This is a genomic window from Thermonema rossianum DSM 10300 (assembly GCF_000426825.1).
Lineage (GTDB): Bacteria > Bacteroidota > Bacteroidia > Cytophagales > Thermonemataceae > Thermonema > Thermonema rossianum.
Genome location: NZ_AUGC01000007.1, coordinates 12,139 through 26,353, shown reverse-complemented (window position 1 = coordinate 26,353; position 14,215 = coordinate 12,139). Strand labels below are relative to the sequence as shown.

12 protein-coding genes are annotated in these 14,215 nt (G+C 50.2%); 3 read left to right on the top strand and 9 right to left on the bottom strand.

Features of this window, described 5'->3' with window-relative positions:
- Positions 1–12 precede the first annotated feature (12 nt).
- From K384_RS13305 to K384_RS05710, 4 genes are all read right to left on the bottom strand, one after another.
- Positions 13–2,271 carry a TonB-dependent receptor gene (locus K384_RS13305; RefSeq protein WP_051633163.1) on the bottom strand — a complete coding sequence of 753 codons (2,259 nt, stop codon included), beginning with the start codon at positions 2,269–2,271 and terminating at the stop codon, positions 13–15.
- Between the two features lie 130 nt (positions 2,272–2,401).
- Complete coding sequence (locus K384_RS05720; RefSeq protein WP_211245224.1) at positions 2,402–4,489, bottom strand: carboxy terminal-processing peptidase; 2,088 nt, start codon at positions 4,487–4,489, stop codon at positions 2,402–2,404.
- A gap of 38 nt (positions 4,490–4,527) precedes the next feature.
- Entirely contained in the window at positions 4,528–5,343 is an 816-nt protein-coding gene (ispE, locus tag K384_RS05715) for a 4-(cytidine 5'-diphospho)-2-C-methyl-D-erythritol kinase (RefSeq protein WP_038030329.1), read from the bottom strand.
- Positions 5,344–5,444: 101 nt separating this feature from the next.
- The gene (locus K384_RS05710; protein ID WP_038030328.1) at positions 5,445–6,059 is read right to left on the bottom strand and encodes a hypothetical protein; all 615 of its coding nucleotides are present in this window, start codon (positions 6,057–6,059) and stop codon (positions 5,445–5,447) included.
- 129 nt (positions 6,060–6,188) lie between these two features.
- On the opposite strand from K384_RS05710, the gene hutI reads away from it, so the two are divergent.
- Entirely contained in the window at positions 6,189–7,415 is a 1,227-nt protein-coding gene (hutI, locus tag K384_RS05705) for an imidazolonepropionase (RefSeq protein WP_038030327.1), read from the top strand.
- A 484-nt stretch (positions 7,416–7,899) separates the two neighbouring features.
- On the opposite strand, the gene K384_RS05700 is transcribed toward hutI, so the two are convergent.
- The 4 genes from K384_RS05700 to queA all read right to left on the bottom strand — a co-directional run bounded on the left by K384_RS05700 (position 7,900) and on the right by queA (position 11,374).
- Entirely contained in the window at positions 7,900–8,139 is a 240-nt protein-coding gene (locus K384_RS05700; RefSeq protein ID WP_211245223.1) for a CDGSH iron-sulfur domain-containing protein, read from the bottom strand.
- 307 nt (positions 8,140–8,446) lie between these two features.
- The gene (locus tag K384_RS05695) at positions 8,447–9,106 is read right to left on the bottom strand and encodes a phosphatidylserine decarboxylase family protein (protein WP_038030324.1); all 660 of its coding nucleotides are present in this window, start codon (positions 9,104–9,106) and stop codon (positions 8,447–8,449) included.
- Positions 9,107–9,154: 48 nt separating this feature from the next.
- On the bottom strand, positions 9,155–10,315 hold the full coding sequence (locus K384_RS05690; RefSeq protein ID WP_051633162.1) for a glycerate kinase: 1,161 nt from the start codon (positions 10,313–10,315) through the stop codon (positions 9,155–9,157).
- A 6-nt stretch (positions 10,316–10,321) separates the two neighbouring features.
- Positions 10,322–11,374 carry a tRNA preQ1(34) S-adenosylmethionine ribosyltransferase-isomerase QueA gene (queA, locus tag K384_RS05685; RefSeq protein WP_038030322.1) on the bottom strand — a complete coding sequence of 351 codons (1,053 nt, stop codon included), beginning with the start codon at positions 11,372–11,374 and terminating at the stop codon, positions 10,322–10,324.
- A gap of 200 nt (positions 11,375–11,574) precedes the next feature.
- Here queA and K384_RS05680 point away from each other — a divergent pair, with 200 nt between their 5' ends.
- Both K384_RS05680 and K384_RS05675 read left to right on the top strand, forming a co-directional pair.
- Entirely contained in the window at positions 11,575–12,849 is a 1,275-nt protein-coding gene (locus K384_RS05680; protein WP_051633161.1) for an ABC transporter permease, read from the top strand.
- A gap of 88 nt (positions 12,850–12,937) precedes the next feature.
- A complete protein-coding gene (locus tag K384_RS05675) occupies positions 12,938–13,525 on the top strand; it encodes a hypothetical protein (RefSeq protein WP_038030320.1) in 588 nt (195 codons plus the stop codon).
- Positions 13,526–13,649: 124 nt separating this feature from the next.
- On the opposite strand, the gene K384_RS05670 is transcribed toward K384_RS05675, so the two are convergent.
- Positions 13,650–14,198, bottom strand: coding sequence for a DUF420 domain-containing protein (locus tag K384_RS05670; RefSeq protein ID WP_038030317.1), 549 nt, complete (start codon positions 14,196–14,198; stop codon positions 13,650–13,652).
- Positions 14,199–14,215 lie beyond the last annotated feature (17 nt).

Genomic DNA, 14,215 nt, shown 5'->3' with positions numbered 1-14,215 from the left:
CAAGAGAGGGGCTCACGGACGCAAACGCAGGCTCAGCTGAAAGGTGCGGGGGCGCCCCGGTCCGTAAATATAATTGGAATCGCGCTGCGCGCCTTTGTCAAAATCGCGCTGATAAGCATTGAATATGTTTTGCACACCGGCAGAAAGCGAGAGGCGGGGCAGGTCGTCGAAATGCCACTCATAACCTATTTGAAAACCTGTGTCGAAGAAAGCGGGGCTACGTGTCAGTTTATCTTCGGTAACACCTTCGGCACCTGCGAAGTGAGGTATCCACATAGGTCCGGTGTAGGTACCGGCGAAAGACACTTTCCAGGGGGCAATGCCCACATATTCGACAAGCCAGTAACCATAATGATTGGGCGTGCGCAAAAACTCCTTCACAGGCTCGTGTTCGGCAGACCAGGCAACGGCTTGGGCGTAATAGCTGCGCTGTATGGTATAGGCGGCCCGCAGCTCCCACTGCTCGCGCAGGTTGGCACGTGCTTCTATCGATAAACCGTAAACCAAGGCATCGCTGCCGTTGCTACGCAACAAAATAAGCTCTTGGGTAGAGGTAGTGCCAAGTTCTTCAAGAGTGAAAGGCTTGCGTAAATGCGTGTAAAATCCTGACAAGCTAAATCCTGCGATATAATGTGTATGCGGGTAGTCCGCATCGATGCTAAGCATGGCACTGCGGGCATGCTCGCTTTGCAAGCCGGGGTCTATTTGAATACGGGCAATGCCGCCTCCTGCAAAAGCAATGTGCATGTCGGCATCGAAAGCTTGCGGCGGGCGGAATCCTTGCGAATAGGTGGCGCGCAATATATGGTGCTTGTCTGCCTGAAAGCGCACAGATGCCCGAGGCGTCCAGTACCACTGTTTTGCCAGATTGTGATAGCTGATACGTTGTCCCGCCTGTATCTTCCACCGTTCTTTGTGTTGCCACTGTATTTCGGTGAACCAGCCCCACAAGCGGGCATGCTGATTGATGAGGTAGTTGCAAGAAGGGATTTGGTCCAATACCTTTTCCCCTTGCCACTCTATGCCGTTGGTGATGCGCCAGCGCAGCGAGGGGCTGAGCCAAAGGTGTTGCCACCCGCTTTGATAGCTTAGGTTGTCCGTATTGCCATAGCCTTCGCTGCCGTAATAACCGGTGTAATGTTGGCGGCCGGTTTGTTGCCAAGCAACAAATGCCTGCATTTGATGCCGGGGCGAGAGTTCAAAGTTCCAATCGACAGCACCGGCAAGGGTGAAGGCGTTGCGCCATTCGCTTTGTTGGCGTTCGTGAGGGGGCAGGTGCAGCCGGTCGCCTCCGTGCCTTTCTTCCTGTAGTGCCATCAGGTGAATATTGAACTCGTGCCGGCTGCCCGGGTCTATGTAGCCGCTAAGCAGATGGCTTTGCTGCCGGATTTGAGGAATCTCAGAAAAGCCGTCCCCATTGGCATCGAAGGCTTCGCGGCGGCGCATGGAAGAAGCAAGCAGCCAGCCGCTTTTTTTTGCCGAGTGACTTACAGATGCCTGCAGGCGGTCATCGGCAGCTTGGTTGCCTATCCAACTACGGTAAGTGCTTATTTCATAGTCATTTCCCGTAGGGCGCCGTGTGATGATGTTGAGCGTGCCGGCAATGGCATTGGCACCGTAGGTAACCGAACCGCCGCCTCGCACTACTTCCACGCGCTCAATCATGCTTGCAGGCAACTGCTCCAAGCCGTAAAGCCCTAAAAGATTGCTAAAGATGGGGCGGCTATTCCATAGTATTTGACTGTAAGCGCCGCCCAGCCCATTGATGCGCACTTGGCTGTAATTGCACGTTTGGCAGTCAATTTCAGTGCGCACACCTGACTGAAAGGAGAGTCCGTCCAAAAGCGACGAAGCCTGGACCGCTTCGAATTGGCGGGCCTGAATGGTTTCAATTTTTATGGCGCTTTCGTGGATGCTTTCTTGAAAGCGGCTACCGCTGACCACCACTTCTTCAAGGCTTAGCGGTTGCAAGATTATATGCCGGGGCAGGTCGTCGAACGAAAGCAGCTTGAGCTCGGCAGGATGATAGCCCACGTGCATACACACTACTTGCAGGGGAAAAGTGAGGCTATCGATAGTGATGGCAAATCGCCCCTGCTCATCGGCTATGATGCTTGTTTTTGTTGAAGGAAGAAATATCTGGGCAAAGGCAACGGGCGCCTGGGTCCCGGCTTCTATAACCACGCCTTGCCATGTACCGGTTTGTGCCACCATGACGCCGGGCATTAAAACAAGGAGGGATAGTATGAATAATTGTAGCTTGTGTTTCATCTTAATATTTGTTTTGTTTTGACTTTTTAAATTTTTAGGCAAGTCTAAAAATATTTTGTGAAACAAAAAAACATCCCCCCGTGTGCGAGGGGATGTTCCCGTGTTTTTTTAACTTATTTACGGCGGTTGCTTACCAGTTGAGCAGCATTTCGGTAGCCAATTTCAAATAGGCATCTTTTTCCTCATCGAAGTTGAGTACTTTAGGCTTTTCTTGTGCATTGTTTTGGGTTTGCTCTTCGTTTGCTGCTTCTTCTTCTTCACGGGCAGCTTCCATCTCTGCTTTGCGCTTGTCTTCGTTGAGACTCACCGTGGTACGCTTGTAGCGTTCCCGTGCCTTTTGAATGTCGTCGAGCAGCTTTCGCATATATTCCTTGTTTTTTGAAAGTTCGTGATAAAGCTTTTTCAGCTGTTCTATTTTTTTGTCACTCAGCTGTCCGGTTTTCTTATAGGCAGCGGGTGCTATTTTATCCCACGGAAGAGCTGTGGGGTAGGAGGCTTCGCCCACTTCGTCTTCCGGGTAGAAGCTGGGCAGCGTAATGTCGGGCGTCACGCCTTTGAGCTGGGTGCTTTCACCCGAGATGCGGTAAAACTTGGCCAAGGTAATGTTGAGCTGCCCTTGGTTTTGCTCGCCTATATAGCGCGCCAAATCAATGACACTTTGCACGGTGCCTTTTCCGAAAGTGGTTTCGCCAATCACAAGTCCGCGGCGATAGTCCTGAATGGCGCCGGAGAATATTTCGGAAGCGGAAGCACTCAGGCGATTCACCAAAACAATGAGCTTGCCGTCATATACCTGGCTCACGTCTTCGGTTTGGCTTACACGCACGTTGCCGTCCACGTCTTTTACCTGCACCACCGGACCACGTGGAATAAACAGGCTGGTGAGGTCTATGGCCTCTTTCAAGGAGCCGCCGCCATTATAACGAAGGTCTATGACCAAACCTTCAATGCCTTCGGCTTGTAGTTCCCCAATCAGGCGGCGTACATCATTGGTGGTGCTTTTGTAATCGGCTTTGCCCTGTTGATATTCTTCAATATTGATATAGAAAGCGGGCACTTGTATAACGCCTACTTTGTGTTTTTTCCCTTTGCTGTCTGTATAGACAATGACTTTTTTCTGCGCCGATTGTTCTTCGAAAGTGATTTTTTCGCGCACCATGCGCACTTCCATGGGTTTGGCATTGGCGCCGTCTTTGGCAGGCAGAATCAACAGGCGCACGACGGTGCCCTTGGGTCCGCGAATGAGTTGCACTACTTCGTCGAGGCGCCATCCGACCACGTCCACAAATTCGCCTTCGTCTCCTTGGGCTACTGCTATGATTTTGTCGTTGGGGTGCAGCTTGCCGCTTTTGTAGGCAGGACCACCGGGGCGCACTTCCCGAATGATGACATAATCGTTTTCGGTAGAAAGCACTGCCCCGATGCCTTCGAGCGAGCGCCGCATGCTGTTACGGAAGTTGTCGGCATCGATGGGCGAAAGGTAGGCGGTATGTGGGTCGTAAGTGTGTGCCAACGCATTCAGGTAGCTGCTGAGGATGTCTTCCGCATTGATTTGCATGATGGATTTCTGCAGGCGTTCGTAGCGTTTGATGAGCCGGTTTTGAATGGTACTGTCGGCTTCGCCTGCCAGCTTGGAGGTCAGGAATTGGTCTTTGAGCGCCTTGCGCCACACTTCGTCCAGCTCGTCCATGGATTTTGCCCAGGCAGCTTGGCTGCGGTCCCGGTCATATACTTCGTCTTTGGTGAAGTCGAAGCCCCGGCGGATGATGTCTATGTTGCGTTGCACGCGTTCGGCATTGCGGCGCAAGTACACATTGAAAATATAAAAGCCTACGCTCAGGTCCCCGGCAAGCAGTTGGTTGTCCAAAGCATAGCGGTATTGCTCGAAGTCTTCAATATCGGAAGCCAAGAAATAGAGCTTGTTTTCATCCAGCTCTTTCAAATACATATCGAAGATGGCGGAGGATACGGAGTCGTTCAGCGGGGTTTGGCGATAATGATAGCGCGAAACCATTTCACTTACCACACGGGCACGCTTCTGGTGTACTTCTTCCGGACGAATGACCGGCAGCGTGTCTTGAAATCGTGCCCAGGCACTTTCGGGTAGCCGTGGCACGTCCCCCTGTTTTTGATGATACTTAAAAGCCAAAAAAAGAAGGCTCAAAGGGATTAAGGCAATAAGTACTCTCTTCATAATGTACCAAATCTTATGTTTCATAGGTTTAAAACGAGTTGAAAGGATTGTCAGTATACCACTTAGTCGTTTTGAATAGCAAACTGCCAGGTAGGGTACTGCCATGGATGATTTGCCAAGGGTTGTTTAAATATACCATAAAAAGCCGAACCTGAGCCGCTCATAGAGGCATAACAGGCGCCGGATTCATATAGTTGCTTTTTCAATAAAGCCAAGTCCGGGTATTGGGCCAATACGTACTCTTCGAACTGATTGAAGACCACGGTACTCCATGCTTCGGGCTCATGGGTGGTCAGAAAGTGCGCCAGGTCATAGCCCACGGGAGCAGGGCGCATGTGGCGGTATGCTTCTGCCGTACTTATGTGCACATTGGGGTACACGACGACCAGATGGTAGCCGTGAAGACTGAGTGGAAGGGGGCGGCATATTTCGCCGCGCCCGGTGCATAGCGCCGGTTGCGCGTCTATAAAAAAGGCACAGTCGCTGCCCAGGGAAGCGGCATAGTCTTTAAGCGTTTGGGATGGTAGCTGCAGGTCAAACAGTTCGTTCAGCAGTTGAAGCGTAGCAGCTGCATCGGAAGAGCCGCCCCCCAAGCCGGCCCCCATGGGAATGTGTTTATGCAGGTAGATGTTGACCGCACCAATGCCGTGTTTTTCCTGCATGAGCCTGAAAGCCTTGGTGCAGAGGTTGTCTTCGGTTGTGCCTGCTATGTCCAATCCCGAAACATGGAGGGCATAGTCATCGGATGGCAGTATTTCCAGCACATCGTAGAAGGGAACAGGATAAAAGCAAGAGCACAAGTCATGGTAACCGTCCTGCCGCTTTCCTGTAATGTACAGACCAATATTGATTTTTGCTTTGGGAAATGCAATTGCCATAAAAACAGATTTTAAATCAAAACACAGCACCTTTGACAGGCAATCTATAAAAAAAGCGGGAAGCCGCCTATGCTTCCCGCACTTATATAAAGGCAAGTTTTTTACTTCTTCAGCTGAAAGCCATTGAAAAAGTCTTGCACATATTCTTCATCAAGAAAATCATCGGTATTGGAGATGGCTATCTGATACAGGCGGGGACCTACTGCCAACAGGCGGTAGTGCAAGAACAGGCCGTCTTTGGGGCTGCCGGCTGTCAGATCCACAGCCGGATAGCCTTGCCACTCGAAGGCGCTGTCTTTACGGATGAGCGGTTCGTCGTAAAAGCTGCTCAGAATGCCTGTCTTGGCTTCCTTAATGATTTGTTGGGGGTGTGGCTTGCCGGGATAGTCAATATAGATGAGCGCAAACACTTGCGAACCAAGGTCTAAAAGATAGGCATGGCTTTGGGCTTGGATGCCATCGCCCAGTTGTAAAGTGTCTATTTGGTGATGGGGTTGTGCGGGAAAGGGCAGACTGAAAACATCGGTTTCAATGGTGTATGCATCCCCTTCGGCAGGGGTAAGCGTCACGGCAGGGAGGCTGTCGAGGGCTGCCACTACGGTACTGTCGCTGTCGTTTTCTTTTTTTTCTTTTGAAGATTGACAGCCTTCTGTCAGCCACAGGCAAGTGCCAAGGAAAAGGGACATGATGAGTGTAGCGCGTAAGTTGTGTTTCATGGAGTACATGCTTCTGTTTTCTTTTACGAATATACTTTTTTTTCGATTTTGCCGGGAAAAAGTTTCATCTTCTTTTGAAAAGCTCTTTTTTTGTTTTGCAGTGAACCATACACCAACGAAGTCAAACGTATGAAAATAATAGGTCCTTTTGAGCAATTGCTTACCATGGAAAATATGCCCTTGCGTGGTCCTGTCAAAGATGAGCATTGCCCAGTTTGGGAGAATGCCGGCATATTGACAGACAACGGGCGGATTGTGCGGGTCGATGCTTTCGATACCTTATTGCGGGAATATCCTGCTGCACGGGTAGAGTTTATAGAAGAACCGGCTGTGGCCGTGCCCGGCTTGGTCGATGCCCATACACACATTTGTTTTGCGGGCAGCCGGGCTATGGATTACTGCATGCGCATGGCAGGCAAAACCTATGAAGAGATAGCCCGGGCAGGCGGGGGCATCCTTAGTTCGGTGCGTTTTACGCGGGCTGCTTCCGGGCAGGTGCTCATGGAGGGCATCGAAGAGCGCCTTCGTTTCTTGAACAGCATAGGCATTACGACCTGTGAAATAAAAAGTGGCTATGCCTTAGACAAAGAAGGCGAGCTGAAAATGCTGCGGGCAATCAAGGCGGTGCAGCGCCGGACGCCTGCCCATATAGTGCCCACTTTCTTGGGGGCGCATACCTGCCCGCCGGAATTCCAAGACCAAAAAGCCTATCTGCAATTTTTGCTTGAAGAGGTGTTGCCTGTAGTGAAAGAAGAAGGCTTAAGCGGGCGTGTCGATATTTTCGTGGAAGACATCGCTTTTTCGGTAGAAGAGGCACGCTTTTATCTGCTGCAGGCAGCAGCCGAAGGTTTTGCCCTCACGGTGCACGCCGACCAGTTTACAGCGGGAGGGGCACGCTTGGCTGTTGAGTTAAAAGCTCAAAGCGCCGACCACCTCGAAGCATCGGCAGAAGAAGATATTGCTGCCTTGGCTGCCTCAGATACTGCTGCCGTGGTCTTGCCCGGAGCTTCTTTGGGTTTGGGCATCCGCTTTGCGCCCACGCGCCGTTTGTTGGATGCCGGTTGTGTGGTGGCCATTGCTTCCGACTGGAACCCGGGCTCTGCGCCCATGGGGGATTTGCTGGTGCAAGCGGCTCTCTTGGGTATCTATGAAAAGCTAAGTGCTGCCGAATTGTGGGCGGGGCTTACTTACCGGGCTGCTTATGCTTTGGGGTTGGAGCAGGAGGTAGGGTGCTTGCAGAAGGGCTTTTGGTGCGATTTGGCAGCCTTTCCGACCAACGACCACCGGGAAGTATGGTATGCACAAGGGCGTATGAAACCTTGGGGCGTGTGGGCACGCGCCGAACGCTTGGTGTGAGCGGCTTTTCTTAGACAACGCGCTTGGTGTCCGGTAGGGTCCCCGGTACCTTTGAGCGTGGCGCAGCTTGTCATTTCGAACCGAACGCAGTGAGGTGAGAGAAATCTCAAGCTCATTCAACCAAATTTATCTTTTGTCATGTCGAACGAAGTGAGACATCTCGTCAAACCATGCCTTTTTTTCAAAAGAAGAGATTTCTCGCTGCGCTCGAAATGACAAGAGACGAATGTTAGAAAAGAGATGCCTTGGAAGAGGAAAAAGCGATTTGTCATCTCGAACGAGCGAAGCGAGTGAGCGATCTCAATCAAACCACAAACAGCAAAAAGAGATTTCCCACTTGCGCTTGAAATGACAAGGGGCGACCGGATTCTACATTTTTTGACTCTGTTCCATATTCTTTTTTTAAACAAAAAAATGGCTGCCTTTTTTGAGGCAGCCCATTTTTACAAGCAAAGAAAGAAAATGTTAGGTTGGGACAAGAGGGCTATAAGCTTTTGTGCGAACCGTCACAAAAGGGCGGGTTTTGCGTGTGCTTACAACCACAGAAGTAAACGGTCTTGCTTTCTTCGAAGGTAACCATTTTAGGTGCAAATTCCGTGCCTTTATGACTGCCGTCGCAGAAAGGTTGTTTTTGACTTTTGCCACAGGCACACCAAAAATATTTTTTGCCGGCTTCTACTTCTACAGCATACGGGGCTTTCTGTGGTATTTCCAAGGGTTCCATAGGCATCACGTTTTTAAGTTTAATTGCAAAATAGTGAAGAATATACTGCTTGGTTTCGTGTTAAAACAACTATTGTTTTTTCGCTATGGTTCACAAAAGCCGCTTAATCTGTAAAATTTATAATAAGTCTAAATCTGAAATAATATATGCAAGACACATAGATCTTTCGTGGGGCTCGATGGCTGCCATTTAGGCAGCCGGCAGCTGTTGTTCAGGCTGTGTCAGGCGTCGTCTTGAGTGTTGTCTGCTTTTTGAGTGCGGCATTTATGCCACACCAAAAAGTGGCGATATACTTCCGCACCTGGTATTATGATTTCAAACGGGCAATTACCTGTTCACCCCCTTTGGTTTTATCGCCTATGTTGACCAACACTTCGGCATCGAGGGGCAGGAATACATCCACACGGCTGCCAAACTTGATGAAGCCAAATTCCTGACCGGCATGCAAATGGTCGCCTTCCTGCACATAACACTTGATGCGCTTGGCTAAGGCACCGGCTATTTGACGCACCAAAACCAATTGTTTTTGCGGAGTTTCCAGTACCAGGGTCGTACGTTCGTTTTCGGTGCTCGACTTAGGATGCCAAGCCACGAGATATTTGCCCTCGTGGTAGCGGTAATATTTTACGGAGCCTTCTACGGGGCTGCGGTTGACATGCACATTGAAGGGCGACATGAATATGGAAACCTGGCGACATTTGCCTTTGATGTATTCCGGCTCTTCGGTTTCTTCTATAACCACCACCTTGCCATCGGCAGGGGCTATTACCAGCCCTTCTCCCGCAGGGGTGTGGCGCTTGGGATGACGGAAAAACTGAAGAATGAGCAAGTAGAAAACCACACTTACCACAAGAACGCCCCACCGGAGCCAGTCAGTAACGCCACCCAGCCATAAGCTCACATTCAGGGCAGCAAGTATCAGGAGCAGAATAAGCAGCAGACGGCGTCCTTCTTTATGTATTGTCATGGTGTTGATTTTGATTTTTAAACAGTCCTTAAATATGCAAAAATAGCACTATTTCTTCAAAAGCAAGCTTCGAAGCTTGCCGTTTGTCATAAGCTTGCCAAACTGAAAAGCGGCAGCATGCAGGTGATCGGCCGTTTGTGCGAGGGCTTCTTCCAAAGACATGGGCGCAGGCAATATGCTGCACACATAGTCGTAGGGGTGATTTCCTGATATTGAAAGCTCACAGCTTCCACAGAAAACCGCGCACAATTTGCCTTGTTTTTGCGCTTCATGCCCTACAAAATGGGTGACTTTCCCAAAGCGGCTTTGGTTGTCCAGTTTGCCCTCGCCTGTTATGACGATGTCTGCTTGTTGCAAGCGCCGGGCAAAGCCCACTTTTTCGGCTATCCATGCAACGCCTGCCGTGAGGGGAGCGCCCAAAAAGACAGCCAAGCCAAAAGCAATGCCGCCGCCCGCACCACTGCCGGTTTGTTGTGCAATAGTCCGGGCTTGAGGACATGCGCTTGCCAGGCAGTTGACGGCTTGTTGCGTGTGTGCTTCGAGTTGCGACAGTTCTTCTTGTCTGAATCCTTTTTGTAAAGCGTAGGTGAAAGCAGCCCCCTCGTTGCCCACCAAGGGATTTTGCACGTCACAGATGGCTTCTATCCGGCAGTGGGGTGGAATGAGTACGCCGGGCACTTCTACACGTTCAATTTGTTGCAGGGTGTGGGCAGTAGGAATAAATGTTTTTTGTTGAGCATTGAAAAAACGCACCCCCAGAGCGGCAGCCAAGCCCAAGCCCAGGTCATGCGAGGCACTGCCGCCAATGCCGACATAAATGTGGCGCGCCCCTTGCTTGACAGCCGCCCGTATCAACTCACCCACGCCATAACTGCTGCTTTGGTGGGGATTGCGCCTGCCGGCAGGAATAGCTGCCAGACCGGCAGCAGCGGCTACCTCTATGAAGGCTGTTTGCTCGTTGGGTAACCAAAGCCACATGGCTTCATGAGGTTGCAGCAGGGCATCGTGGCAGGCACTGCGCTGCCATTCGCCGCCTACGGCTTTATGCATGACCTGAAGAAAGCCATCGCCCCCGTCGCTAAGTGGGCAGCAGTCAATAGAAAAAGCAGATAGCGTGTCGGCCTGTTGCAGCCCCAGTGCTATCTGCTCGCATACTTCTTGTGCAGATAATGCTTCTTTGAATTTATCACAAGCAATAAGCCAGCGCATGCCTGCTTACAATATCAACATGGCATCGCCATAAATAAAGAAGCGATACCCTTCTTTGATGGCTTCCTGATAAGCTTCCATGATGAGGTCATAGCCGCCGAAAGCACAAGCACTCATCAGGGCGGTGGCTTCGGGCAGCTCAAAGTTGACCAACAAGGCATTGGCTATTTTGAAATCATAGCGGGGGAAGATGAACTTATCTGTCCATCCTTCGCTTGCCTTCAGACGGTTGCTTGCCGACACGGAGGTTTCCAGCGTGCGCAAGGTGCTGATATCTACCGCACACACCCGGCGTTTGGCTTCCAATGCTTGGTTGACCGCCTCTGCTGTTTCTTCCGGAATGGCGTATTGCTCGGAGTCGGTGCGGTGTTTGGTGAGGTCTTCCACTTCCACATCGCGGAAGCTGCCCAAGCTGATATGCATGGTGATGGGCTTGATATCGACGCCTTTAATGGCCAACCGCTTCACCACTTGCTTGGTGAAGTGCAAGCCGGCAGCCGGTGGTGCAATGGCACCTTCTACTTCTGCAAAGATGGTTTGAAAACGCTCTTCGTCGATAGGCTCTGCTTTGCGACGGCTGTAAATAGGTTCGGGCAAAGGCGGATTGCCCAAGCGTTTCACCGTAGCATAAAACTCTTCTTCTTCACCGTCCCAAAGGAAACGGATGGTGCGCCCGCGGTTGGTGGTGTTGTCTATGACTTCGCCCACCAGCTCGCCATCGCCGAAAAAGAGCTTGTTACCCACCCGTATTTTCCGGGCCGGGTCCACCATAGCATCCCACAGGTGCGACTCTTTTTTCAGCTCACGCAGCAAAAACACCTCTATGTCGGCACCTGTTTTTTCTTTGTAGCCATAGAGCCGTGCTGGAAAAACTTTGGTATTGTTTACGACCATGAGGTCGCCTTCTTCAAAATAATCTACAATATCGCGAAAAGTGCGGTGCTCTATTTTGCCGGTATCGCGATGCACCACCATCAAACGAGCGTCGTCGCGGTTTTCAGCAGGGTAAAGAGCAATTAACTCACTGGGCAAATCAAAACGATAAGCCGATAATTTCATTTCTGACTTCGCCATACCTCAATTTTTAGGCTTGCAAACTTAAGAAAAATCATTTGAACCACGTAAAAAAACAGGGACTTGTGCAATATAGTTCTTTGAAAAAGTCAAATGCAAGTGCCGGCTTCATATATTTTTGCCTTCCTTTGTACTTTTCTTGCTGCCGGTGGCGTTTAAGTAGTAAACAGAATAAAAGATAAGGTATGCAAAAAGCCTATAAAATCATACGACTTTACTCTCTTTTATTTTGGGAGAGCTTTTCTTTTGCGGTGCAATCGCTGCGCGCCAACTGGTTGCGTACTACCTTGTCGCTGTTTGGCGTAACCATCGGCGTGTTTGCCATCATTACCGTTTTTACGGTGGTCGACTCGCTGGAGCGTAGCATCAAGGAGAGCTTGAATTTTTTGGGAAAGGATGTGCTTTATATTCAAAAATGGCCGTGGGCATTTGGACCGGACTACCCTTGGTGGAAGTATGTGAACCGGCCGGTCAATACCTATGAAGAATATGAATTTTTGGCACGTTATGCAAAGCAAGCTTCGGCGGTGGCTCTTTTTACCGGTCGTGGCGGGGCTGTGCTGCAAAGCGGCAGCCTGAGTATTGAAGACGTAACCCTGCGGGGCGTTTCTTACTCTTATTCCGAAGTAGCCAATGTGGATTTGGCAGAAGGCCGTTATTTCTTGCCCCATGAAATGGCCAATGGCTTGAATGTAGCCATCATAGGCTATGAAATTGCACAGACCCTTTTTCCCAACCGTTCGGCAGTAGGCAAAGATATCCGTTTGAAAGGGCGCAAGCTGCGGGTCATTGGGGTTATGAAGCGCGAAGGAGCCAACTTCTTGGGCGCACCCAGTTCCGATAAAACCTGTATCATGCCTTTTTTCTTCTTTGCAAAGATTTATAAAGTGGGTAAAGATGGGCGTGAGCCTGTTATTGCGCTCAAAGGCAAGGAAGAGGATGCCGGCTTGGTGCGTCTCGAAGCAGAAGCACGCGGTCTGATGCGTCGTAAACGGGCACTTCGCCCCACGGAAGAAGATAACTTTGCCATCAACCGTCCGGAGTTTTTAACCAATCAGCTGAATGCCATCTTTGGTGTACTCAACGTGGCGGGGGGCGTTATTGGCAGCTTTGCCATGCTGGTAGGTGCCTTTGGTATAGCCAATATTATGTTTGTGTCGGTAAAGGAGCGCACGCCCATCATTGGTGTGCAAAAATCTTTGGGTGCAAAAAATTTCTTTATTCTCAACCAATTTCTGTTCGAAGCTATCTTTTTGAGCATCTTTGGCGGATTGATAGGGCTCTTTTTGGTTTGGCTGGTGAGCTTTGTCCCTCTGGGCTCTTTAGAGCTTCGGCTGACGGCAGGCAATATCCTGCGGGGTGTTTTGATTTCGGCAGTGGTAGGTGTGGTGTCGGGTATTATACCTGCCTGGACCGCCGCCCGATTGGACCCCGTGAAGGCCATCCGGGCAGGGGGGTGAAAAAATACTTTCAAAAGCCGGGAAGAACCCTTACCGTTGGTACTGCTTTTGTGCCCGGTGATATTATTATTCACCAAACAACAATGTCATGCAAACTGTAAAAATATGGTGCGCCTTAGCGCTGGCTTATCTTTGCATGTTGCCGGCCTGCAGTCAAAAAAACAAAAATGCCCATGAGCCCCCCGAAAGCTGGAAAACACTTGCCCGGGAGAATTACACCATTCACTATCCGGACAGCCTTGAAGTAGATGAATCCGGCAAGTTGGGCGTGCGCTTCTTTTTGTATTTTCCGCAAGAGTCCCCTAAAGACCGCTTTCGTGAAAATATAAACTTGACCATTGAGGACTTGCAGGGCTATGATATGTCTTTGGAGCAGTATGCCGAAGCCTCAAAGCGGCAAATACTGAACTACATGCCGGAAGCTAAGATACTTGAGAGCAGCACCGAAACAGATGGCACCGGAAACAAATACCACCGTTTGATATTTGAGGGGGCACAGGGCGTAGCCTCGGGCACTGACGGCACCTATAACCCCCGTTTTGACCTTACTTTTGTACAGCACTACAGAGTAGTGGACGGCAAAGCCTATGTGCTCACACTCACTACCGAGCGTCATCGTTTTGCTGACTACCAAGAGACAGGCGAGCAAATCATGCATACATTTCAAGTAGAGTAGCCGCAGGAGGGAAGCATGGCGCACCTGCCATCTGCGCGGGCAGATAGCCAGGCATCCGTTAAGACAAAAAGGCACGGTATCCCGTTTTGGCACCGTGCCTTTGCTTATATAATTAGCACCGGTATTAGTTGTAGTAAGGCGATATCATAAGGTAAACAGCCACACCCGAGGCAGCCACATATGCCCAGATGGGATAAGCCCACTTGACCACCTTGCGGTGCTTGGCATACTGCTTGGTATAAGCAAAATAAAGGGCAAACAGCACAAAAGGCACTACTACCGCCGAGAGAGCAATATGGGTGATTAAGATGAAGAAGTAAACGGTGCGTATCCATCCTTCGCCGCCATAAGGCGTATGTGTGCCAAATGTATGGTAGATGACATACGAAATCAGAAAAATAGAGGAAAGCACGAAAGCAGTCATCATCCACAGGCGGTGCCAAGCTATGTTTTTTCGCTTGATGGCGATGAAGCCGGCAATAAGAGCCACGAAGGTGGCACTATTGATGAAAGCATTCAGGTGGGGCAGGAAGTCCACCGATTCATAAGTGATATTTTTGTCGGTTCGCTGCAAGTAAAACAGTATGGCCACTACGATGGGGATGGCTACCGATACAACGCCAATGAGACGGCGGTAAAGCCGGTCTTGTGAAGAGGTCAGTGAGGTATTCATATCGTTTTTTTTTAGGA

Excerpts from the sequence above, each read along its gene's own strand:
- K384_RS13305 (WP_051633163.1), bottom strand. The coding sequence starts at position 2,271 with ATGAAACACAAGCTACAATTATTCATACTATCCCTCCTTGTTTTAATG.
- K384_RS05720 (WP_211245224.1), bottom strand. The coding sequence starts at position 4,489 with ATGAAACATAAGATTTGGTACATTATGAAGAGAGTACTTATTGCCTTA.
- ispE (WP_038030329.1), bottom strand. The coding sequence starts at position 5,343 with ATGGCAATTGCATTTCCCAAAGCAAAAATCAATATTGGTCTGTACATT.
- K384_RS05710 (WP_038030328.1), bottom strand. The coding sequence starts at position 6,059 with ATGAAACACAACTTACGCGCTACACTCATCATGTCCCTTTTCCTTGGC.
- hutI (WP_038030327.1), top strand. The coding sequence starts at position 6,189 with ATGAAAATAATAGGTCCTTTTGAGCAATTGCTTACCATGGAAAATATG.
- K384_RS05700 (WP_211245223.1), bottom strand. The coding sequence starts at position 8,139 with ATGGAACCCTTGGAAATACCACAGAAAGCCCCGTATGCTGTAGAAGTA.
- K384_RS05695 (WP_038030324.1), bottom strand. The coding sequence starts at position 9,106 with ATGACAATACATAAAGAAGGACGCCGTCTGCTGCTTATTCTGCTCCTG.
- K384_RS05690 (WP_051633162.1), bottom strand. The coding sequence starts at position 10,315 with ATGCGCTGGCTTATTGCTTGTGATAAATTCAAAGAAGCATTATCTGCA.
- queA (WP_038030322.1), bottom strand. The coding sequence starts at position 11,374 with ATGAAATTATCGGCTTATCGTTTTGATTTGCCCAGTGAGTTAATTGCT.
- K384_RS05680 (WP_051633161.1), top strand. The coding sequence starts at position 11,575 with ATGCAAAAAGCCTATAAAATCATACGACTTTACTCTCTTTTATTTTGG.
- K384_RS05675 (WP_038030320.1), top strand. The coding sequence starts at position 12,938 with ATGCAAACTGTAAAAATATGGTGCGCCTTAGCGCTGGCTTATCTTTGC.
- K384_RS05670 (WP_038030317.1), bottom strand. The coding sequence starts at position 14,198 with ATGAATACCTCACTGACCTCTTCACAAGACCGGCTTTACCGCCGTCTC.